Genomic DNA, 23065 nt, shown 5'->3' on the forward strand with positions numbered 1-23065 from the left:
GGGAAGAGAGACCTCACGCCGCATGTCTGATGCTCCAATAAATCCAACCGCCGGAAGAGCCGATCGCAATTGGATTCGGTTGCGCACACTTGTCTTGTTGCGATGGTGGGCCGTAGCGGGACAGCTTTGTGCACTGTTGGTGGCACAGCACATTCTCAATCTCTCATTGGAATACGGGCTTTGTTATTTCGTCGTCGGCGTATCTGTTATCACCAATGTGATTGCCGGGTTTATTTTTCCTGAAAACAAGCGGTTATCCGAAGGCGAAACACTCTTGTTCGTGCTCTTTGACATGTTGCAGCTTGGGCTGTTGCTTTACTTGACTGGCGGTCTTCACAATCCCTTCTCCATTCTTATCGTAGGTCCTGTGATCGTTTCGGTCTCTGCGCTCAGCACGCGATCCACCATTTTCCTTGGTCTTTGCGCCGTGGTCATCACATCCGTGTTGTCGTGGTTTTACATTTCCCTGACCGATCAAAATGGCGTGACACTCACGATGCCCGACATTTTTTTGTTCGGAAACTGGATTGCGATTGTGATCGCGGTGGCCTTTCTCGGTGTGTACGCGCGGCGCTTGGTGTCGGAAATGCACGCCATGTCCGAAGCTTTGCAAGCCACGCAGATGGCACTGGCTCGGGAACAAAAGCTAACAGACCTTGGTGGCGTCGTGGCCGCGGCGGCACATGAGCTTGGCACTCCTCTGGCCACGATAAAATTGACCAGTTCGGAACTGGCAGAAGAGTTGTCCGAAGACGAGGACCTGCGCGATGATGCTCTGCTGATCAAGGAACAGGCCGACCGATGTCGTGACATTTTGCGGTCTATGGGTCGCGCGGGAAAAGATGACCTGCATCTTCGCAACGCGCCCTTAACCGCGGTGATCGAAGAGGCCGCCGAGCCGCATCTGGATCGCGGCAAAGAGCTTTTGTTTGATGCGGTATCCAATGACGTTGACCCAAGCACACAGCCTACCATCCTGCGGCGACCTGAAGTGATCCACGGGCTTCGCAATCTGATACAAAATGCGGTGGATTTTTCCCGAACCCGCGTCTGGGTCGATAGTGAGTGGACCGATCAATCCATCACAGTTCGGATTATGGATGATGGCAAAGGTTATCCAGCGCAGCACCTGGGACGTATTGGTGAGCCGTTCATGCGCAAACGCACACCTCAAGCCGATCCGCAACGTCCCGAATATGAGGGCATGGGGCTTGGGCTCTTCATTGCCAAAACGTTGTTGGAACGATCCGGAGCCGAACTGAGTTTTGCCAACGGATCAGACTCATTTACCAATCGGGCTGACTATGCGGATCGCGTCGGTGCTTTTGTCGAGGTCACTTGGCCACGCGAGCGGTTGGAAAAAGAGGCTTGGGCCGACAGGCGGTCGCTCGGCAGCAATATGCCGATCGAGATTTAATCATGATTGAGATCGCTCAAGTTAACACTCTGTTAACCTGAAAGGCGCAATCTGGGCAAAAGCCGTACAGCAGGGGACACTATGCAGTACCTCAGCACGCCTTGGCTGCTTATCGCCATTCTCAGCGCAAGTCTTATCGTTGTTGCCATTCTTTGGTATCTCAACGCAGCTGCGCATAATTTTCGGGTTGATGCAGTGCGGACCAATGTTGAACCACTCCGGCTGGCAACCTTTCTGTTTCGAGACGAAAAGCTGTCGGATTCAGACTGTGTGTTGCACAAACTGCCCTGGTCAGATGATGTTGAAGTGTCCGAATGGCGCCATCTTCGGTCGTGGTTGGGGCGGCGGTTCGGACCATTGCCCACCCGACTCGATGATTTGAGCGAGGGAGAGAGCCGAGAATTCCCTGCTCTGGACGACAAAGATCGCGCGACCTTGATCCTGTCTGGCCTTCAGGATGCGCAGCGTGTGCAACTCAAGGATCCGTCCGAGCAAGATCCGTCCGGTGCGCATCGCGCCCGTGAACTGGAAACATTCGTTGCCAGATTTGGGGCAGTGCTCAACGAGACACCTTGCGCGATCCGTGTCTTTGACAAGGTCCATGAAACTGCCTGGTACAACCAAAGCTTTATGGCATTTTCAGAAGATCAGGCCGAGCTGCTCGTTCGTGCGCCTCTCACCACTGATAAAGGTAAGCGCGTGCATCTGCCCGCGCAACATGGTCAGGCTGAAACATATCTGGAACTGAACCATCTGGATCGCGAAGATTTCCAGGTTTTGTACGTGAACGATGTCACACAAGTGGTGAGGGCCGAAAAGGCACGGCGCGAATTTATTCAGACTCTGACCAAAACCTTCGCCAACCTGACGACAGGTCTTGCCGTATTTGACCAATCCCAACGTCTTGCGCTGTTTAATCCTGCTCTTTTGGATCTGACCGGATTGAACCCAGCGTTTCTCTCAGGTCAGCCGCAATTGTCAGAAGTGTTTGATCGATTGCGAGACAGCAACATGCTGCCCGAGCCGAAAAACTACGGATCCTGGCGTAATCAGATGAACGCGATGATCAAAAGCGCGAGTGAAGGTCTCTATATAGACGATTGGTCACTTCCCAACGGAATGACCTATCGCATCACCGGTCGACCGCACCCTGACGGCGCGGTCGCATTTCTTTTTGAAGACATTTCTGATGAGGTCGCCTTGACGCGTCGGTTCCGTGGCCAGATTGATCTCCGCCAGGCTGCGCTGGATGTCGTGCCCCATGCGATTGCCATCACTGGGCCGAACAATTCGATCCTCCTGTGCAATCGTGCGTGCTCTGATTTCTTCGGTGTTGATCCAGAATCCACTTTTGCGGAAATGGGATTGCGGGACTTTCTTTCGATCTGTGAACAAAAACTGCCGCATGTTTGGTTCTGGGATGCTTGCGAAAAGGCCGTTTTGGGCCGCACCGAGCTTGAGCGTGTTATTTCGTGTACAGAGGGGCAGGACTATTTGTGCCGGATTGAATTGCTGCCTGGCCATTCAATGAACATCTCGATCAGCGAAAAAGGCAACACGCGCCTGCACCCACCTGAACTTCAGAGCGCAACAGCCTGACATCCACCGCTTGCAGGCCCGTTGCGGGTGTGTAGTGTTCGGGCATGGCCAACCGATCCGTAGAAATGACTCTCCACTCGCCGCAAGACACCGGTGCAATGGCCAGACGTATTGCCACGCATTTAGCACCTGGCGACACGCTGTTGCTCATCGGAGAAATCGGTGCGGGCAAGACCTACTTTGCGCGGGAACTGTTGTCTGACATCTTGCTCGTGGCAGAAGATGTTCCGTCGCCGACCTTCACGATTGTGCAAACCTATGACTCGAAGCTTGGCGAGGTCTGGCACGCGGATCTATATCGTTTGGAAACCTCATCCGATGTGATCGAACTCGGATTGCTGGATGCTTTTGGCGATGCCATTTGTCTGGTGGAATGGCCAGATCGGCTTGGGGAACAGGCGCCAGTGTCGGCTCTGTCACTGGCGTTTTTAGCAGGGACGCATGACGACGAAAGAAACCTGATCCTGACATGGCAAACCGCGCGCTGGGATAATCTGTCGAATGAGATTGGACATGACTGACCGGTCTGCGCAAATTGACCACTTTCTTCAGGTGAATGATTTGGCGCATGTTGCGCGCTCAGATCTTGCAGGTGATGCCTCAAACCGACGGTATTTCCGCCTGACCCACTCAGACGGACCGCCTCTAGTTCTGATGGATGCGCCTCCGTCCAAAGGAGAGGATACTCGTCCGTTCGTGCGGATAGCGAAGTACTTGAAAGACGTCGGCCTCAGCGCTCCGAACATTGTAGCACAAGATGACGCGAACGGCTTTTTGATCCTTGAGGATCTGGGGGATGACCTTTTTGCGCGGCTTGTCGACTCACACCCTGAGATGGAGGTTGAACTCTACACGTCTGCAACTGATCTTCTGGTGGATCTGCACCGTCACAGACCACCTGCCGATTTGGCAACCTATGACGCGTCCGATGCCGCTGAACTTGCCGCACTCTCAATTGATTGGTACGCCTTTGGTGTTTCAGAAACCAAAGATGACCAGTCGCGCGACCAGCTTGCCGCCGAAATGGCCAGATTGATCAAGGCACATGCGCCTCAGTGTGATGTTTTGGTACAAAGAGATTTTCACTCCGAAAACCTGCTCTGGCTCGCGAACCGCACGAGTCATCGCCGTGTCGGGCTTTTGGATTTTCAGGACGCGCTCGCTGGCCACCGGTCTTATGACCTGGTTTCCTTGCTGCAAGACGCCCGTCGCGATGTGTCGCCAGAGATCGAAATGCAAATGGTTGATCACTACATCGCATCCACAGGTCAAATTGCGGATCAGTTCAAAACGGCCTATGCGGTTTGGGGCGCTCAGCGAAACCTGCGGATCATTGGCGTGTTCGCGCGTCTGTGCATGCGCGATGGCAAGCCAGGATACATTCCTTACATTCCGCGCGTTTGGAACCTTCTCAGGCGTGATTTGGTACATCCAGGCCTCGAACATCTCAACCGCCTGGTCTTGGATGCTCTGCCTGAACCATCTCCTGGGTCGCTCAGCACATTGGAGGCGAAATGCGCCCGGACGCCGTAATGCTCTTTGCGGCCGGGTTTGGTACGCGAATGCGCCCACTGACCGCGACACGCCCCAAACCCTTGATTAAGGTGTCCGGTCGCCCACTGATCGATTACGCACTTGATCAGGTTCGGGAGTACGACGCCGCGCAAATTGTGTGCAATCTGCACTACCTGGCCGAGGTTCTGGAAGCACATTTGGCGAATACCAACATCCTTTTGTCTCGCGAAGAGCCTGACATTCTCGACACAGGAGGTGGTCTAAAAGCCGCCTTACCTCTGTTAGATCGTGACCCCGTTTTTACAATGAACACAGACGCGGTTTGGCGAGGGCCCAATCCGCTCACTTATCTAGCAGATATCTGGAACCCCGAGAATATGGATGCCCTTCTGCTCTGTGTGCCCAAAGCCAACGCTGTCGGGCATGCGGGTGCTGGGGATTTCCTAATTGGCCCCCAGAATCGGGCCGAAAGAGGACCTGGCGTGATCTACACAGGATTGCAGATCATCAAAACCGATGTGGTCAGCGTAGTCCCCGACAACATCTTTTCGCTCAACCTTGTGTGGGATCAGTTGATGTCGGATCAACAGCTTTCCGTGGCCACATATCCCGGCCAGTGGTGCGATGTTGGATCCCCTTCTGGCATTAAATTGGCCGAGGAATTTTTGGAACACGCCGATGGCTGACACGCCGCGTCCGCTTCAGGTTTACGGCGTTCCACTTGGCGCGGATTTTCCTGCCGCTGTGGTGAATGCACTTCGCCAGGAGTACAGTGACCAGCCGCCAGACGCCTTGGCGCGGGTCGAGTTGATTGTGAACACTCGGCGCATGGCGCGCCGGATACGCGCTCTCTTTGACTCCGGACCACCATGCCTCCTGCCAAGGATAAGCCTGGTGGCTGACTTTGCCGAAACTCAAGCATTGATGGATGTGCCGCAACCTGTGCCGCCCTTGCGGCGACGCCTGGAACTGGTGCAACTGGTTGACCGCCTGCTTGAGGCAGAACCTGACCTTGCCCCGCGCGCTAATCTTTATAGCCTCGCTGACAGCCTCGCCGGCTTGATGGACGAGATGCAGGCCCAGGGAGTACATCCAACCGATATTGAACACATCGATATCAGCGATCAATCCGGTCACTGGGCGCGTATATTGACGTTTTTGAGCATTGTTAGACCCTTTTTCGATCTCGATACCGGTCCTCCTGACCGAGAATGCCGCCAGCGGTTGGTCATTGAACGTCTCTCGCGGATATGGGACGAAACACCGCCGGATCACCCGGTTATTCTGGCAGGGTCCACCGGGTCGCGCGCGCCAACCCAATTGCTGATGCAAACCGTTGCGCGCTTGCCGATGGGCAAAGTTATTTTGCCGGGGTTTGATTTTGACCAACCTCGTGATGTCTGGGATCAGTTGATCGAGCATGGCGCGGTCGAAGATCATCCTCAGTTTCGTTTTGCAGACCTCATGTCTCGGCTTGGTGCGCACCCCAAGGATGTTCTACGGTGGCCAGAATGCCGCCCGGCCAACCCGGCGTGCAATCGACTGGTTTCTCTTGCACTGCGCCCGGCCCCGGTTACAGATCAATGGCTGCGTGATGGCCCGAGTCTCGAAGCGGAAATTGTGGACGCGACGAAGCATATCACTCTGCTCGAAGCGCCGTCCCCACGAACTGAGGCAGTGTCGATTGCTCTGCGCCTGCGCCAGGCGGTTGAGGACGGCGCGACAGCCGCGATGATCTCAACCGACCGCACCCTGACACGGCAGGTCACCGCAGCGCTCGATCGCTGGAATATTGTCCCCGACGACAGTGCTGGTATCCCCTTGCAGCAATCCGCGCCGGGACGGTTCATGCGCCACATCGCCGATCTGTTTCGCGCTCCCGCCACCACCGAACAGCTGTTCACCCTGCTCAAGCATCCCTTGACCCATAGCGGTGCGGACCGTGGGCCGCATCTTCGCTACACAAGGGAACTGGAACTTTATCTCCGGCAACGGGGCTGCCCAGTACCTTCACCTGACATCATGCGCGATTGGGCCATATCGCAAGATGAAGAACAGGCACAGAACTGGGGCGAATGGGTTTGTGAAAATCTGCTGAACAATCGATCCTCCAATCCCAAGCTTGTGTCCGACCGGATCGCGCGTCACATCGCGTTGGCCGAGGCCATTTCACAAGGTCAGTCGCCTGATGTGCGGGGGCGCTTGTGGGATGGTGAAGCTGGCGAAGAGACGCACAAAACAGTCTCCAATTTAGCAGAACATGCCTCCGCAAGCGGTGCTCTCAATGCCACTGACTATGCACATCTGTTCCACGCTATCTTGTCACAAGAATCCGTTCGAAGCGCAGATGCGCCACATCAGCAGGTGTTGATTTGGGGCACTCTGGAGGCCCGTGTTCAGGGAGCCGACCTTCTGATCCTTGCTGGCCTGAATGAAGGAAGCTGGCCTGAGATGCCACCGCAGGACCCATGGCTTAACCGCGCAATGCGCAAACAAGTCGGCCTGACACTGCCAGAACGGCGCATCGGCCTTTCGGCACACGACTTCCAACAGGCGATCTGCGCACACGATGTCTGGTTGACACGATCTGTCCGGTCTGAAGACGCCCAAACCGTGCCATCACGGTGGCTCAATCGTCTGCAAAACCTGATTTGCGGTCTGTCTGCGGGTGAGGGGCAACAGGCGTTTGAGGATATGCGATCCCGTGGGCAGGACTGGCTCGTGCGCGCAAATAAGCTGGAACAGCCCGAAGACACGCCGCTCGCAAGCCGCCCAGCGCCCTGCCCGCCATCCAAGTATCGGCCCCGCAAGCTCTCTGTGACGGATATCAAGCGCCTGATCCGCGATCCCTATGCAATATATGCGCGCCATGTGCTGCGCCTCAGACCACTCAATTCTTTGATGCGTGTCCCTGATGCGCTTCTGCGTGGCACGGTGCTTCATGAGGTATTTGAGATGTTCATTCGGGATTCGGCATCGTCACCGGACCTGTTCACGCCAAAATACCTTCAAGACATCACTGCTCGCGTGTTGGAGGAAAAGGTGCATTGGGCAGAAGCCAAGGCTCTGTGGCGGGCGAGGATCAATCGAGTAACTGATTGGTTTATCGAAACAGAGGTGCAACGCCGTGCCGAGGCACATCCGACCGCCTTTGAAACCCTGGGGTCGGCCGATATACCTGCCCTTGGGTTTACCCTCACCGCCAAGGCAGATCGGATCGACATTGGCCCAGATGGCGGGCTCTACATATACGACTACAAGACCGGCACCGCGCCGACAAAACCCGAGCAGCTCCATTTCGACAAGCAGCTTTTGCTCGAAGCTGCTATTGCCGAACGTGCAGGTTTTGCAGAAATTCTGCCCGCTCCAGTTGTGCAAGCCTCCTACATCGCACTGGGCAACAAGCCAGCGCAAAGTCCTGCGCCATTGGAAGATGAGCCGCCAAATGACACGTGGTCCAAACTCAATCAGCTTATTGCGCGCTACCTGCAGGATGATCAGGGATTTGTCTCGCGCCGCGCGGTGCAAAAAACTGATGAAATAGGAGACTACGATCATCTCGCGCGTTTTGGCGAATGGGAGCAGGTCGATGATCCCAATCCGGAAGAGGTGGGATGATGCGTGACCTTCCCACCCAACGCCAAATCGACGCGGCGCAACCCGAGTGCTCGACCTGGCTTTCGGCCAATGCCGGATCGGGCAAGACAAAAGTCCTGACAGATCGGGTTGCGCGCCTTTTGCTTGAGGGCGTAGATCCACAGAACATACTTTGCCTCACCTTCACCAAGGCAGCGGCCGCCGAGATGCAAAACCGGCTGTTTGAACGGCTTGGTGGCTGGTCGATGTTGCCCGACCCGGCACTTCGTCAGGAACTGGGAGCGCTGGGCATAGACGGAACCATTTCGACCCAAGCACTAGGAAATGCGCGCCGCCTCTTTGCCATCGCGATTGAAACACCAGGTGGCCTCAAAATACAGACGATCCACTCTTTTTGCTCGTCGCTTTTGCGGCGCTTCCCGCTGGAGGCCGGGATTTCTCCGCATTTTGTGGAGATGGACGAACGCGCAGATCAGCGGCTGCGCGAAGAGATCATTGAATCCGTTGCTGCCGGCCCGAACAAGGCAAGTTTGCAGGCACTGGCAGAGCAATTCACTGGTGAGAGCTTTGCCGACCTGACACAAAATATCGCAAAACACCGCGACGCGTTTCGCCACTCCAAAACAGACGACATTCATGAGGTTCTGAACCTGCCTGAGGATGCGTCAGAACAATCTGCTCTTGAGATCGCGTTTGATGGCACCGAAGGGTCGTTTTGGTCGCACATGCTTGGGCTGATGCGCGGCATTGGCGGGGCAACCTATCCGGCGCTGGCCGACCGCCTTTCCGGGGTTGATACGGACAGGCCGACACGCGGTGATTTGGAGATCTTGTTTGAGGTGTTTCTCTACAAAAGCTCCAGTGGCACAAACCTGAAATGGGCGTCAAAGTCGGTCAATTTCCCGCCAAGCACCCATAAAAACGCGATTGCACAGCTCGCCCCGATCATTGATCAACTCCATGCCTTTATGGATCGCATGGCAGCGGCCAAACAGATGCTATTGGCGTTGGACACCGCTCGAAAATCTGCCGTGCTCTACGATTTCGCAAACGTGTTCCTGCAGACCTACCAAGAGGTCAAGCTGCAACAGGGATTGCTCGATTTCGATGACCTCATTCTCAAGGCCCGCGATCTTCTGACAGACCGCAAGGTTGCGGATTGGGTGCTCTACAAACTCGACGGCGGGATTGATCATATCCTGATTGATGAGGCACAGGACAACAGCCCCGAACAATGGGAGCTGATCGACAGGCTTGCCTCGGAATTCACTGTCGGGCAGGGCGCACAAGCCGAAAAACAGCGCACGATTTTCGTTGTCGGAGACAAAAAACAGTCAATCTATTCCTTTCAGGGGGCCGACCCTGACGGATTTGACCGCATGAAGGCGGATTTTGCCGCGCGACTGGCATCTGTGAACACCCCGCTGCAGGACATGGAGATGGAATATTCATTTCGCTCTGCGCGGACGATCCTGCAGGTCGTCGATCACGCCTTTTCCGGATACGAAACCAGTGGCTTTACCCAGCGCGAACCGCATAAATCCTTCAAGTCGGACATGCCGGGGCGTGTTGATCTTTGGCCTGTTTTTGACAAACCCAAAGACACCCAGACCCCTGATTGGTATATGCCCGTCGATGTCCTCGCCGAGGACGATCCCGCCACCCTATTGGCGCGCGACATCGCGCATCAGATCCAGTCGATGATCGGCACACCTTTACCTGACAAGGATGGGATTTCGGCACGCCCGATCACTGCGGGCGATGTCCTGATCCTCGTGCAACGGCGATCAAAAATCTTCCACGAGATCATTCGCGAGTGCAAACAGCGCGGCCTGCCGGTCGCCGGCTCGGACCGCCTTCGCGTCACCGCGGAACTGGCTGTTCGTGACCTTCTCGCGCTGCTGTCTTTCCTCGCCACACCAGAAGATGACCTGTCGCTCGCAGCCATCCTGCGTTCACCGCTCTTTGGCTGGAGCGAGGCGCAGCTGTTCGATCTCGCCCATGCACGAAAGCAGAAATATCTCTGGGCCGAATTGCGCGATCGCAAAGCGAATTTCGCAGAAACAGTCTCGATTCTTGACGATCTGCGAGACAAGGCCGACTTCCTGCGCCCCTATGATCTTTTGGAACGCTGCCTCACGCGCCACAACGGTCGACACCTGCTGTTGTCCCGCCTGGGCCAGGAGGCAGAGGACGGCATCGACGCGCTCTTGGGTCTCGCCATGTCGTTTGAGACCCAATCTGTCGACAGCCTGACAGGCTTTCTTGTCTGGATGGAGGCGGACAAGCTCGAAATCAAACGCCAGATGGACACAACGGGCGACCGCATTCGCGTGATGACCGTGCATGGCGCCAAAGGTCTGGAAGCCCCGATTGTCATTCTGCCGGATTGTGCCAAGCGCGATGTTCGTCTTCACTCGCACATTGTCGTGCCTCACGGCACGCCGCTTTGGCGCCCGGCCACCGATGATCTTCCTATGCGGCTGCGCGACGCCCGGGAAGAAGAACGCGCGGCCCAAAACGCAGAACGTGATCGGCTGCTTTATGTTGCCATGACCCGCGCTGAACAATGGCTCATTGTCGCCGCGTCAGGGGAGCTCGATAAAGACGGCCGGGATTGGTACAGCAAGGTCAAAGCTGGGCTGCTGTCTGCCTCGGCTCACCCCTATGAGTTCATGAACGGCACAGGCCTTCGGCTTGAGGATGGGCGATGGACGGTGGACGTGTCTAAAGGCGCGGCATGTTCCGAGAAAGAAAGGCCCGAGCTACCGGGCTTCTTTTCAGAAACAGTCTCTAAAATTGCGAAATCCAGTGAAATTCTGACACCGTCAGACCTCGGTGGCGCCAAGGCGCTCCCATCAGAGGAGGGGCAAGATGAGGTGGCCGCCAAGCGACGAGGACGGCAAATTCACATGCTGCTGGAACATTTGCCCGCGACCTCCGCCAACCACTGGCAGTCCCGCGCCGAAGACCTGCTCTCTTTCGGACCAGACCGGGCCGAGCCCGCAGAGCTCAACGATCTTTTGGCCGAGGCGTCGCAGGTGCTCACCAACCCAAACCTGAGCGTCTTGTTTGCAAAGGACAGCCTCGCAGAAGTCTCCGTTTCGGCCAATATCGAGGCGCTTTCGGGCCGCCGCATTCACGGTGTCGTGGACCGTTTGATTGTATCCGACGAAAAAATTCTGGTGGTCGACTTTAAAACCAACGCCGCCGTGCCTGCGACACCCGAAACCTGCCCTGACGGCCTGCTGCGCCAAATGGGGGCGTATGCCCATGCTTTGCAACAGATTTACCCAAACCGTGAGGTGGAAACAGCCCTGCTCTGGACGCGGACCGCAACGCTTATGCACCTGCCACACGATCTTGTGACAGACGCGGTGAAGAACACCCATATATCTTGACGCTCCCGCGACACCTACATAGGTTCGTGTCAAACCTGACACTCGAGGAGACTAAGCATGGCCACTGTTGCCGTCACCGACGATACTTTCGACGCCGAAGTGAAAAACTCTGACATTCCGGTTGTGGTCGATTTCTGGGCCGAATGGTGCGGCCCCTGCAAGCAGATCGGCCCGGCTCTGGAAGAGCTGTCATCCGAGATGGATGGCAAGGTGAAGATCGTCAAAGTCAATGTCGACGAAAACCCCAATTCACCCTCGCAAATGGGAGTTCGCGGGATACCGGCGCTCTTCATCTTCAAAGATGGCGAAGTGATCTCGAACCGTGCGGGTGCCGCCCCCAAGGCCGCATTGCAAAGCTGGATCGAAGAAGCCATCTAAACCGATCGCGAGTGTATTCGAAAGGGTCGCGTCCTGCGGCCCTTTTTCGTTGCCTCACTTGCGTTGACGGCCCCTCGGTTCCATAGTCACGAGCAAAACGCAGGAGCGGACATGAGCAACGAATTCCCCGGCTGGCATGGCACCACGATCATCGGCGTCAAAAAAGGCGGCGAAGTGGTTATTGCAGGCGATGGACAGGTCAGCCTAGGGCAAACCGTCATCAAAGGAACCGCGCGCAAGGTACGGCGCTTGTCGCCTGGTGGATACGATGTGGTCGCCGGTTTTGCCGGATCCACTGCTGACGCGTTCACCCTTCTGGAACGCCTGGAATCCAAGCTTGAGGCCACGCCGGGTCAACTCCAACGCGCCAGTGTCGAATTGGCCAAGGACTGGCGCACCGACAAATACCTGCAAAAGCTTGAGGCGATGCTGATCGTATCGGATGGGGCCGAGCTTTACGTCATCACGGGCGCCGGTGATGTTCTGGAACCCGAACATGACGTGACCGCCATCGGCTCGGGCGGCAACTACGCCCTGGCCGCCGCGCGCGGCATGATGGATAGCAAAAAATCTGCCGAAGAGGTGGCGCGCGATGCCATGGCCATCGCCGCAGACATCTGTGTCTACACAAATGGCAACCTGACGATTGAGACGATCGGGAAAGACTGATCATGCAGATCAACGAGGACGACCTGCGCGCTGCCACGGCGGCGGGTATCATCGACGAGGCACAGGCCGCACGTCTCGGATCGCTCGCCCATCAACGTGCCGGGCGTCTGGCCAAAGGCCTGGCCGAGGATGAACCGTTTGAGCTGTTTCGCGGCTTTGCCGAGATATTCATTTCGATCGGTCTGATCCTTCTCATCTCAAGTGCCATTGCCTTTGCCGCCTCCATCGGCGGTGTCGTTGCGATCACGCTTGGGCTTGCCGGGCTGTGCTGGCTCGCGGGCACGTATTTCACGCTCAAACGCCGCATGAGCCTGCCGTCCATCGTGCTGGTCTCAGGCTTCAGCATGGGCATTTCCGGGTTCTTCGGTTGGATGCTCGATGTGATCGGCCTGCCGAATGATCAGGGATGGGTCATTTCGCTCTTTGGTATTTTGGGCATCGGCGCGATGCTTCTGCATTACCGTACATTCCGCGTGCCTTTTTCGATGTTCATTGTGGGTCTCTACGGGCTTTCCGTGGTCTTTGGCATCACAGGAACCTTCACAGTTGGTGACTTCTTTACCTCGGATTGGGACACAATCTTTGACCTGCGGGATGGCAGCGGGCTTGCGCTGGGCACCTTGATCTTTGGCCTGTTGGCCTTTGTCGCGGGGCTTTGGTTTGACATGCGCGATCCGCACCGGGTGGGCCGCATGGCACGTTCGGCGTTCTGGCTGCACCTTCTGGCTGCCCCTGCCCTGGTGAACACCATCATGATGACTGCCTACAATGTTCCGGGTGCCTTGGGCGTCTTCCTGACGATCATCGGATTGGTGCTGGTCACGATCTTCGCTCTGATCATCGACCGCCGCTCTTTTCTAACTGCTGGGCTGGGCTATCTCGCCGCGCTCCTGTTATGGGCCATGCAGCAAGGCGATGGTGATCTGTCCATTCCAATCCTGATGCTGGTCCTCGGAGCAATCGTAACCGCTTTGGGCACATTCTGGACCAACCTGCGCATTTCGCTCATGCGCAGCTTGCCGAATTTCCCAGGCAAAAACCGCCTTCCGCCTCATGACAATCCGACCCAGGATACGGAATAACACCTACTATGCGGCGCTTGCCTTTTGCCCTCCCATGCTTAGGTTCGCCCTGTTGACAGCACAGGACACACCATGACTGACCTCACGCCCCGCGAAATCGTATCCGAGCTCGACCGCTTCATCATCGGCCAGAAAGACGCCAAGCGTGCCACCGCCGTGGCCCTGCGCAATCGCTGGCGGCGCAAGCAGCTCGCCGATGACCTGCGAGAGGAAGTGTACCCCAAGAACATCCTCATGATCGGCCCCACCGGCGTCGGCAAAACCGAAATCTCCCGCCGCCTCGCCAAACTCGCCCGCGCGCCGTTCATCAAGGTTGAGGCCACCAAATTCACCGAAGTGGGCTATGTCGGCCGCGACGTGGAACAAATCATCCGCGATCTCGTCGACGCCGCCATCATCGAAACCCGAGAGCACATGCGCGACGACGTCAAGGCGCGCGCCCATCAACAGGCCGAAGATCGCGTGATTGAGGCCATCGCCGGCACCGACGCCCGCGAAGCCACCCGTGACATGTTCCGCAAAAAGCTCAAGAATGGAGAGCTGGACGACACCGAGATTGAACTCGACCTCGCCGACACCTCCAACCCCATGGGCATGATGGACATCCCCGGTCAGCCAGGGTCACAGATGGGTATGATGAATCTCGGCGATATCTTCGGCAAGGCCTTTGGCGGGCGCACCGTGCGCCGCAAACTGACCGTCGCCGAAAGCTATGAGATCCTCATCGGGGAAGAGGCCGACAAGCTTCTCGACGATGAAACCGTCAATCGCGCCGCCATGGACGCGGTCGAACAGAACGGCATCGTGTTCCTCGATGAGATCGACAAGGTCTGCGCCCGCGCCGATGCCCGCGGTGCCGATGTCAGCCGTGAGGGCGTGCAGCGCGACCTGCTCCCGCTCATTGAGGGCACGACCGTGTCGACCAAATATGGCCCCGTCAAAACCGACCATATCCTCTTCATCGCCAGCGGCGCGTTTCACATCGCCAAGCCGTCGGACCTGCTGCCAGAACTGCAGGGTCGCCTGCCCATTCGTGTTGAGTTGCGCGCGCTGACCGAGGAAGATTTCGTGCGCATCCTGACCGAGACGGACAATGCCCTCACCCGGCAATACACCGCGCTCATGGGGACAGAAGAGGTCAAGGTCGAGTTCACAGAAGACGGCATCGCCGCCCTCGCCCGCATCGCCGCCGAGGTCAACCAGACGGTCGAGAACATCGGCGCGCGGCGGCTTTATACGGTAATGGAACGCGTGTTTGAGGAGCTTAGCTTCACCGCCCCGGATAGATCAGGCGATGAGATCGTGGTCGATGCAAGCTTTGTCGAGGCCAACCTCGGCGAGCTGATGAAGTCCGCGGATTTGTCGCGGTATGTTTTGTAATACCTCCTGAAAAACTAAAGTGAAAAACAAATATGGACCCATTTGCTCCAAGCAGGTGGGCCGATTAGACTTGAAGGAGTTTTCCGATGCCAGTTTTGCCAGTCAAACGTTTGCCCGCAAACGATGCGGGTCGTCTTTTGGTGCGTCTAAATCATAGCTACAGGGAAAGCATACCAAGATACGGAATTGCCAAACTGACAAATGTCCGTAATGGAATGACTACTCTTGCCGTAATGCTTGGACATGATGATACCACAGCGATCTATATGCCTTTTGATATTCGAAAACGGCTTGGTGTTGAAAAAGGAGGAAGGCTTGAATTTCAAGTCACGAAGGCAAACGTCTTTGGGAAACTGCGCTGGTTTGTTTGTTCACCAGACCCCGCTGTTTACATCCCAGCTTGGATTGCCCTCAGCGCTCTAGTGCTGTCCACAATCGGTTTGTTCAACTAGATTAACTGCACGGCTGGTGTCGTAGTTAGCTCTTAAACTCCGAGAGTTTATAGAATCCACGGATCTAAGCAGGAGCGCACTTTAAGTTGTTGTAATTGAGTCCAGAATTTCTTTTTCAATTACTGTATAGAATCCAATGGGTTAATAATTGCATTTTTGCAGAGTGCGTACTATAATGAAAAAAACAGATAGGGATTTCTCCCTATCTGCTAAAATGGTGCCCACGGCGGGACTCGAACCCGCAATCCTAGTCCGGAAGCTGATTTCCAATCAGCTGCGTTTACCAGTTTCGCCACATGGGCCCTGCCCTCGACTGTGTTGCCGCACTGTCGGGGGCTTTTTATTCATAGTCGCTCTCCTCCAGACCTTCGATTGCAAGAAGCTGATCATTTGCTCGATACAAACCTCGACCAACCTTTATCAAAAGCCCTTGGTTATGTAGTTTTCGAAGTGTATTTGAGGCGTAACGGTCTGAAACTTCCAAACCACTGTCTTCTATAAAGTTCTGAAGCTCCTCCACTTTCCATATCTTGTCTAGTTGTGAGCGGAGTTTTTCAATTACACGCCGGGTACCGTCTGTCATACGCGCATCAAGCACGCGGGCTTTACTGGAGTCTGCTATTGACCGATAGCCAATCTCGGCAAGCTGGTTTTCATTCAAAAGTCCCGAAAGTGGCTCTAGCGAGCTACGAATTTTAGCGTGTTTCTCCCGCAAGCTCTTGAGCCTAGTTTCGACTCCCAGCATCTCTCTTTCGACTTGACGCAACTCATCGGTCAGCACTTTTGCCGCTTCGAATGTTCCTGATTTGATCTCAGTGGTGTTCATATCGATTCCTTACTCACCGAAAGCTATCAGAAAGTCATCGGTGAGTCGAATCGTCGCAAGGTGATTTTCGCCATATTTTCGCCTTATTGCAATTTTTGGCTGAAATGACGACATCGACCTAGTCTACACCAAAAAGAAAAACGGAGCAGATTTTCACCTGCTCCGTCCACACCCCAAACCCCAAGGGAGACCCACCATGACCCAAACCACCGGCGGCTGTCTTTGTGGCAAGGTCCGGTTTCGCGCCTCGGGTGCGCCGGATCGCGTGGGGCTGTGTCATTGTCTGAACTGCCGCAAGCATCATGGCGCGGTGTTTTATGCGGCCGCGATTTTCCCCAAGCGCGCCGTCACGGTCACGGGCAAGACGGCCGCGTATCAGGGGCGGCATTTCTGCCCCATCTGTGGCTCTTCCGTTTTTGCCCGAACCGGCGATGAGGTAGAGCTGCATCTAGGGGCGCTGGATGATCCGGATCAGTTTTGTCCCACCTACGAGCTTTGGACCTGTCGGCGAGAGGCGTGGCTTCCTCCCATCGACGGGACGGTGTGCTTTGAGCGGGATCATCCCACCACCAAATCGTAAACAGGGTATGATTGACCCGCGCGGTGTCTTAATCCGCGAAAACACCGATATCCGCACCGACGTGATACCGACGTAATACCGACGTGAAACCGATGTGCCAAATCCCTTGTTTTACGGGCGTTAACCCTGAGTCGCACGCATGCGATGTTGCACGGCGGTCGGGACCGCCGCGCGCAGCGTGTTAGATGTTGGGATAGGTCAGGTAGAGGTTGGCTCTTTGCGCTCTTCGTCGACGATTTCCGCCTCGACGATCTCCGGCTCATCCATGGCCGCCTCGTCTTCCACCACCTCGGCCTCGGCCACCTCTTCTGGCTCTTCGTACTTATCCTCGATGGCCCCCACGATCAGCGGCAGCATCTCAAGCCCGGTGCTTGACGTCAGCGTCGTGGCCGGTGGCGCATGCCAGCTAAGTGTATCAAATGACTGACAGTTTTCACAGGCTGGGACCCATTCTGCGTGGATGTGCTGACAGTTATCACAGACCCATTGCGGCCCGCGCGGTGCCGTCAAAGCCCGCGCCAGCCAGCCCTTCACAACGCTGTCCGGCGCCCCTTCTCCCCGCTCAATCGCGGCCATGATGGTCAGCGACCGGGCGTCCGGCTCCACCTCTGCCAGGTCCCCCAAAGCCCGCCGCGCCGCCGGAAAATCCTCCGCCGCGAGATGCAGCTCTGCCTCAATCAGCTTGGTCTCCCGGTTCTCCGGATGCTGCTTGAGCAACTTCCCAAACCGCTTGATCCGAGCCTCCGGAGTCTCCTCCGATTCCATCTCCGCAAACACCGCCGCCAAGTCCGGATGCGGCTGCGCACTCCACGCTTTGCGGATCACTCTGCCCGCGTTGCGTTTGTTACCTTGTTCAAGATACCCCCGCGCTGCAAGAACTGCGGCGGGGACCAGATCAGGAGACAGGCGGTTGGCCTCAATGCTCGCCTCACGCGCCTCGATACTGCTGCCCTCTTCCAGGATGCCTTTGGCTTCTGACAAAGCCAGCACCGCATCGCGGCGGCGATGTACATCGCGTGGCAGGTTCCCGGATTTTAGCTTGGCATTGAGCGTCTCACGCGCGCCTTTCCAGTCTTCGGTTTGCGCCTGAAGCTGTAAGAGTGTGTCCTGGATTTCTTCGTGCTTGGGCTTTAGGCCAAACGCCGTTTGCGCCAGTTTCAGTGCCGTGTCAGTGTCCCCATCTGCCAGCTTCTGCCGCATGATCCCACGCACGCCGACGAAGCGGGTCTTCTCATTGGTCAACAACCGCTTATAGACCTCCTCGGCCTTACGGCGATTGCCGGACATCTCAGCGGCTTGCGCTGTGATCAGGTTGGTCAAAGCCGGTTTGCGCAAGTACTTCTCGGCGCGGTTTGCCTTGGCCATCGCCACATCGCCCTCGCCAGACGCCAGCGCCACGAGGCCCTCGGACAAGGCGCGGTACCCTTTTTCCTGACGGTTGCGATCAAAATAACGCGACAGTGCGGTCTCGTCCCCATTGATGAACCGGACCACAGCGACCAGCAAAGAAGCCAGTTTGAGCAGCAACCAGATCGCGATGACGAGCACAACAAGCGCAATGACGGCCATCAGAGGCGTCAGATTAAACTCCTGCCCTGCCATGACGACACGGACGCCGCCCTCAAGTTCCAGCAGGAATATTGCGCCGAAACTCGCCGCCACCACCAGGCAGAGGAAGAGGACAATCTTGATCACAGACCACAACATTACACTTCGCCCCCGTCCACTACTTCAATGCTTCGCTCAGGTCTTGCGCGGCACGCAAAGCATTCAATCGCTCTGTTGCCTGAGCAGACCAAGCCGAAAATTCTGCCTTCGCGTCATCTGGCAGCGCGTCTATTTCGGACAAGGCGTCCGAGAGCCTTCCATCGCGCGTCGCGGCCTCTGCTCTTGAGAGGATAGCGTCCGCGTCATTGCCTTCACGTGGTTCAAGTGACCTGGCACCAAGTTGCGTGCGCAGGAAGCCCGTGAGACCGCCAGACCCCTCAGCTGCACCTTCGGTCGCGCGTGCGATAGCAAGCGCGGCCCGGGCGGCCTCTGGGAAAGATTGCTGAAGCTCTGAAAACGGTGTCACACCTGTTCCTGCAACCTCGCTCAAAACGTCAGGTACGTCTGCGCCTGCCTCACGCAGGTCGGCCAGCGCTCCGTCGAAGGGCGCTCCACTTTCAAGCGCCGACAATACACGACTGATACTGGCACGTCGCATCGCCGCTTTTGACGCCTCTTCCGCTGCATCTTCTGTGTCTATTGCACTGGCAATCAGCGACTCCAGGTCTGCACGTTGCTGCGCAATGTCTGCGGCGGCCGCCTCCAATTCTCTTTCATAGGCGGCTACGGCTTCTTGTGATGCGCCTTCGGTGACGGGCCGTTTTTCTAAAGTGGTGAGCCGAGTGTCGATCGCATTCAATGTGGCCTCAGTAGTTTCGAGACGGGTCAAAAGCCCACTTAAGGCAGACTGGACTTCGTCAAGACGCCCTTCAAAAGATGAGAAGTCAGGTGCGCTCACATCATCCAGTTTTTCAGTTAGTGCGTTCACAGTCTCGCCCTGTTCGCCAACCGAGGTCTCTATCTGTTGGATTTTCTGGGACAAGGCTGCCCCGTCAGTATCTGGCTGCTGCGCAAGTCCGAAAAACGCGGCTGCGAACCCAATCGCGCCTGCAGCAACCCCACCCAGAGCCATTGGTAGAAATGAACTTTCGGTCTCCTGGTGCGCGGTGGTTGGTTCTTGCGGTTTAACCGGCGTGTCTTCTTCCTGCGGTTTCTCCTCTACGGATGTTTCGGGTTCATCTGCATTGGAACCAGCGCCTATGTCAGCGTCCGTGCCAATATCGCCCGAAGCAGACGCCTCTTCCGACTTTAGGTTGTTTTCGATGATTGGATCTTGTGTTCCGCTGGCAGATTCGTCCGATACATTTGAAGCGTCTTGCGTGGTTTGTGGGTCGACCACATTCTTCGCTGCTAGTTTTGTTGATCTGGACGTCTTCTTTTTCGCCACGTCAGCAGCCTTTCTCGAATCTAAAAGCACCAATGCCCTCTAAAGACATTACTTCGCAGAGGAATTGCCCTCAAGGTGATTGGCATCGGCCCAAAGCCGCTCCACCAGATTGAGCATCGCATCTGTCGTCGGGGCCTCTGCGACCGATAGCTTTGCGACGTCGGCAACCGGAACCGTGCGCGCAACTTTGTCACTCATGGCACCCACGAACAGTGGTCCATTCCAACTGTTGTTATCAAAAAACAACGTAGCACTGCGCGGGGAAAATAAAGGCAAGACAACCCCATATGTGCCTGAAAGTATCTCTTGGGCTTGGGAAGAAAGAGCGGTCGCGCACTGATCATATACAATCTCTTGCCGGAAATCGGCTTCGCTGGGTGCCAAGGCGCTTGCAAAATCAAACGCCACGTGTGTTCCGCGCGGATAGAGAATTGTCCCTTTCAGATGATCTTTGAGGAGTCGTTTCGCAAGCGATTCAGCGGACCCACCGCCCTCGATGGGGTCGAACCCTGCCGAATGCGCAGCTTCGCCAGTTGCCGAACCGACCACGTAACATACGAAACCTCGTTCAGCTGTCAGCTTGGCAAAGGCGCGAACAGCATGCGCAGATGTAAAGAAGACGGTTTGAACATCGCGGACATCGATCTTGGGTGACAGGTGCCGAATATCGAGCAACGGGGAAACAACGCAAGGAATGTCTGCCCCGAGTTTTGTATACAAAAGGCGCTCAAAATCCTTGGCGGCATCCAATGGTCGCGTAATCAGGATCGTTGGGATCATTGCCGTTCCAGAGTTGTTTGACCGCCCATCAGGTGTTACCTGCCCCAGAGCTGTGGTGCAACGGACATGAACATGACAGACGCCTTGACCGTGCTTGGAATCGAAAGCAGTTGCGACGACACCGCCGCAGCTGTTGTCCGGCTCAGGACGAGTGGCGCTGACATTTTGTCCTCAGTTGTGAAGGGCCAAAATAATTTGCACGCAGTCTTTGGTGGCGTTGTGCCAGAAATTGCCGCACGCGCGCATGTTGAACAGCTCGACATTTGCGTAGAAGAGGCTCTGGCCGAGGCCAACAAACGCCTGAGCGAAGTCGACGCCATTGCTGTGACCGCGGGACCAGGTCTCATCGGTGGTGTATTGTCAGGTGTGATGTGTGCAAAGGGCCTTTCTGCGGGAACGGGCATTCCTTTGATCGGCGTCAACCATTTGGCGGGTCATGCCCTGACACCGCGCCTGACGGATCAGGTTTCTTATCCTTATGTCATGCTTTTGGTGTCAGGTGGTCATTGTCAGCTTTTGTTGGTCAGTGATTGCAGGACGTTCCGCCGTATCGGCGGGACAATAGATGATGCGCCCGGAGAAGCCTTTGACAAGACAGCCCGCATTTTGGGTTTGGCCCAACCTGGAGGCCCATCAGTGGAACATGAAGCGATGAAGGGCCATGTAAAACGGTTTACCTTTCCGCGCCCGCTGTTGGATCGACCTGGGAGTGATATGTCGTTTTCAGGTTTGAAAACTGCGGTGATCCGAACGCGAGATTCAATAGTGGCGGACAAGGGTGGCCTGACCGATCAGGATCGGTCAGATATTTGCGCAGGGTTTCAAGACGCTGTTGCAGATGTTTTGGCTGAAAAAACACGCCGAGCCCTGCAAGAAGTTAAGACAGAGCTTGGGAAAAACCCCGCGTTTTCGGTTGCTGGTGGCGTGGCGTCCAACGCAAAAATCCGAGCCAAGCTGGAGACGGTTTCAAGTGCATTTGGTGCCGCGTTCCTTGCGCCACCACTCGCGCTTTGTACGGACAATGCAGCGATGATTGCCTATGCGGGAGGCGAACAGTTTCAAACTGGTATGAGGAGCGACATGACGTTAAGTGCCCGTCCGCGCTGGCCGTTGGATACAACTAGCGCGAGCCTGCTGGGCGGCGGCAAAAAGGGCGCAAAAGCATGATCCGTGTGTTGGGTGCTGGCGCATATGGCACAGCCTTGGCCGTGTCTCTTGCGCAAAACGGACCCGTGACTCTTTGGCTTCGCGACGAGATGCAGGCGCAAAGCGTTCAAGACAAACGCGAAAATTCCAAGCGACTGCCAGGTGTCACGTTGCCGGACGCATTGACCGTGACATCCACGATGCCCGCGGCAAACGACGATGATCTGACCTTACTGGCTGTGCCGACGCAGAAACTACGAGGTTTTCTGGAACAGCATATTGACGCGCTTGGCAATGGACCGTTGATCGCTTGCTGTAAGGGAATGGAACTCGGCACCGGGCTGAGCCCGACGGAGGTGATCTCGGATCTGAGGTCAGATGGGCTTGAGGCCATACTAACAGGGCCGTCTTTCGCGGCTGACGTGGCGCGTGGGCTTCCAACCGCATTGACATTGGCCTGCGCAAATGAGGACGCGGGCGAACACATGCAAGCGCGGCTCACCACGCCCAATATTCGGGTCTATCGCAGCACGGATGTGATCGGTGCAGAGTTTGGCGGGGCCCTGAAGAATGTGCTGGCCATCGGTTGTGGCGCTGTGATCGGCGCAGGGTTGGGCGAAAGCGCGCGTTCGGCTCTCATGACCCGTGGGTTCGCCGAAATCGTGCGCGTGGCCACTGCGCGTGGCGCGCGACGGGACACGTTGTCCGGTCTGTCAGGATTTGGCGACCTGGTTCTGACCTGCACGTCAGAGCAGTCACGAAACTACATGTACGGGCAAAGCATCGGTCGCGGCGACATCTTCGACAAGACTGTCACTGTCGAAGGCGCCGCGACAGCGCGTGCCATGACCCAGCTTGCCCGAGAGCAAGACCTTGACTTGCCTGTCACCGCAGCCGTCTGCGGATTGGTCGAAGGCAAATTGAAGGTCCGGGACGCAATGGATATGCTATTGTCCAGACCACTAAAGGAAGAATAGATGCTCGTTGCCTTGATCGCTCGTGATAAGCCCGACGCCCTGCAAACCCGGTTGGACAATCGCGATGCACATATCGCTTATCTCAAGTCCTCCAACTTGGTGTCACAGGCCGGCCCACTCTTGGATACCAACGGAGACATGGTTGGGTCTTTGATCGTGCTTGAAGTTGATGACATGTCAGACGCCGAAGCGTGGGCCGCATCTGATCCATATGCGTTGGCCGGATTGTTCCAAAGCGTAGACCTCATTCCTTGGAACAAGGTGATCTGAC

At 56.3% G+C, this 23065-nt stretch carries 20 protein-coding genes and 1 tRNA gene; 16 read left to right on the forward strand and 5 right to left on the reverse strand.

The window, feature by feature from the left end; all coding sequences use genetic code 11:
• Nucleotides 1-22 precede the first annotated feature (22 nt).
• From regB to RZ517_RS01075, 12 genes are all read left to right on the forward strand, one after another.
• Nucleotides 23-1417 (forward strand): sensor histidine kinase RegB, encoded by a 1395-nt coding sequence (regB, locus tag RZ517_RS01020; protein ID WP_338549636.1) that lies wholly within the window; start codon nt 23-25, stop codon nt 1415-1417.
• 81 nt (nt 1418-1498) lie between these two features.
• Entirely contained in the window at nt 1499-3016 is a 1518-nt protein-coding gene (locus tag RZ517_RS01025; protein ID WP_338549637.1) for a PAS-domain containing protein, read from the forward strand.
• 98 nt (nt 3017-3114) lie between these two features.
• Nucleotides 3115-3537, forward strand: a complete 423-nt coding sequence (tsaE, locus tag RZ517_RS01030; protein WP_338549638.1) for a tRNA (adenosine(37)-N6)-threonylcarbamoyltransferase complex ATPase subunit type 1 TsaE — start codon at nt 3115-3117, stop codon at nt 3535-3537.
• Nucleotides 3530-4549: an aminoglycoside phosphotransferase family protein gene (locus RZ517_RS01035; RefSeq protein ID WP_338549639.1), complete on the forward strand. Its 1020-nt coding sequence runs from the start codon at nt 3530-3532 to the stop codon at nt 4547-4549. Before tsaE ends, RZ517_RS01035 begins: the two co-directional genes overlap by 8 nt.
• Nucleotides 4531-5217 (forward strand): nucleotidyltransferase family protein, encoded by a 687-nt coding sequence (locus RZ517_RS01040; RefSeq protein ID WP_338549640.1) that lies wholly within the window; start codon nt 4531-4533, stop codon nt 5215-5217. Before RZ517_RS01035 ends, RZ517_RS01040 begins: the two co-directional genes overlap by 19 nt.
• The gene (gene addB, locus RZ517_RS01045) at nt 5210-8149 is read left to right on the forward strand and encodes a double-strand break repair protein AddB (RefSeq protein WP_338549641.1); all 2940 of its coding nucleotides are present in this window, start codon (nt 5210-5212) and stop codon (nt 8147-8149) included. The genes RZ517_RS01040 and addB overlap by 8 nt, the downstream gene beginning before the upstream one ends.
• A complete protein-coding gene (addA, locus tag RZ517_RS01050) occupies nt 8149-11529 on the forward strand; it encodes a double-strand break repair helicase AddA (protein WP_338549642.1) in 3381 nt (1126 codons plus the stop codon). The genes addB and addA overlap by 1 nt, the downstream gene beginning before the upstream one ends.
• Nucleotides 11530-11586: 57 nt before the next feature.
• Nucleotides 11587-11907 (forward strand): thioredoxin, encoded by a 321-nt coding sequence (gene trxA, locus RZ517_RS01055; protein ID WP_338549643.1) that lies wholly within the window; start codon nt 11587-11589, stop codon nt 11905-11907.
• A gap of 111 nt (nt 11908-12018) precedes the next feature.
• Entirely contained in the window at nt 12019-12576 is a 558-nt protein-coding gene (hslV, locus tag RZ517_RS01060) for an ATP-dependent protease subunit HslV (protein ID WP_338549644.1), read from the forward strand.
• Nucleotides 12577-12578: 2 nt separating this feature from the next.
• Nucleotides 12579-13658 (forward strand): hypothetical protein, encoded by a 1080-nt coding sequence (locus tag RZ517_RS01065; protein WP_338549645.1) that lies wholly within the window; start codon nt 12579-12581, stop codon nt 13656-13658.
• Between the two features lie 72 nt (nt 13659-13730).
• A complete protein-coding gene (gene hslU, locus RZ517_RS01070) occupies nt 13731-15038 on the forward strand; it encodes an ATP-dependent protease ATPase subunit HslU (RefSeq protein ID WP_338549646.1) in 1308 nt (435 codons plus the stop codon).
• 86 nt (nt 15039-15124) lie between these two features.
• Nucleotides 15125-15490 carry a hypothetical protein gene (locus RZ517_RS01075; RefSeq protein ID WP_338549647.1) on the forward strand — a complete coding sequence of 122 codons (366 nt, stop codon included), beginning with the start codon at nt 15125-15127 and terminating at the stop codon, nt 15488-15490.
• 215 nt (nt 15491-15705) lie between these two features.
• Here RZ517_RS01075 and RZ517_RS01080 read toward each other — a convergent pair.
• A tRNA-Ser gene (locus RZ517_RS01080) sits at nt 15706-15792 on the reverse strand.
• A 38-nt stretch (nt 15793-15830) separates the two neighbouring features.
• The gene (locus RZ517_RS01085) at nt 15831-16316 is read right to left on the reverse strand and encodes a hypothetical protein (protein WP_338549648.1); all 486 of its coding nucleotides are present in this window, start codon (nt 16314-16316) and stop codon (nt 15831-15833) included.
• Nucleotides 16317-16512: 196 nt separating this feature from the next.
• Between RZ517_RS01085 and RZ517_RS01090 the strand changes: the two genes are divergently transcribed.
• Nucleotides 16513-16896: a GFA family protein gene (locus RZ517_RS01090; protein WP_338549649.1), complete on the forward strand. Its 384-nt coding sequence runs from the start codon at nt 16513-16515 to the stop codon at nt 16894-16896.
• 198 nt (nt 16897-17094) lie between these two features.
• On the opposite strand, the gene RZ517_RS01095 is transcribed toward RZ517_RS01090, so the two are convergent.
• The 3 genes from RZ517_RS01095 to RZ517_RS01105 form a co-directional block, all read right to left on the reverse strand.
• Nucleotides 17095-18603, reverse strand: a complete 1509-nt coding sequence (locus RZ517_RS01095) for a heme biosynthesis protein HemY (RefSeq protein ID WP_338549650.1) — start codon at nt 18601-18603, stop codon at nt 17095-17097.
• A gap of 19 nt (nt 18604-18622) precedes the next feature.
• On the reverse strand, nt 18623-19843 hold the full coding sequence (locus tag RZ517_RS01100; RefSeq protein WP_338549651.1) for a COG4223 family protein: 1221 nt from the start codon (nt 19841-19843) through the stop codon (nt 18623-18625).
• 96 nt (nt 19844-19939) lie between these two features.
• The gene (locus RZ517_RS01105; protein WP_338549652.1) at nt 19940-20671 is read right to left on the reverse strand and encodes a uroporphyrinogen-III synthase; all 732 of its coding nucleotides are present in this window, start codon (nt 20669-20671) and stop codon (nt 19940-19942) included.
• Nucleotides 20672-20743: 72 nt separating this feature from the next.
• Here RZ517_RS01105 and tsaD point away from each other — a divergent pair, with 72 nt between their 5' ends.
• From tsaD to RZ517_RS01120, 3 genes are read left to right on the forward strand one after another with little or no spacing between them, the layout of a single operon-like run.
• Nucleotides 20744-21838, forward strand: a complete 1095-nt coding sequence (tsaD, locus tag RZ517_RS01110; protein ID WP_338549653.1) for a tRNA (adenosine(37)-N6)-threonylcarbamoyltransferase complex transferase subunit TsaD — start codon at nt 20744-20746, stop codon at nt 21836-21838.
• Nucleotides 21835-22794, forward strand: coding sequence for an NAD(P)H-dependent glycerol-3-phosphate dehydrogenase (locus tag RZ517_RS01115; RefSeq protein WP_338549654.1), 960 nt, complete (start codon nt 21835-21837; stop codon nt 22792-22794). The genes tsaD and RZ517_RS01115 overlap by 4 nt, the downstream gene beginning before the upstream one ends.
• On the forward strand, nt 22795-23064 hold the full coding sequence (locus tag RZ517_RS01120; RefSeq protein ID WP_338549655.1) for a YciI family protein: 270 nt from the start codon (nt 22795-22797) through the stop codon (nt 23062-23064).
• Nucleotide 23065: the final 1 nt, after the last annotated feature.

The sequence above is a fragment of the Roseovarius sp. S88 genome (assembly GCF_037023735.1).
GTDB lineage: Bacteria > Pseudomonadota > Alphaproteobacteria > Rhodobacterales > Rhodobacteraceae > Roseovarius > Roseovarius phycicola.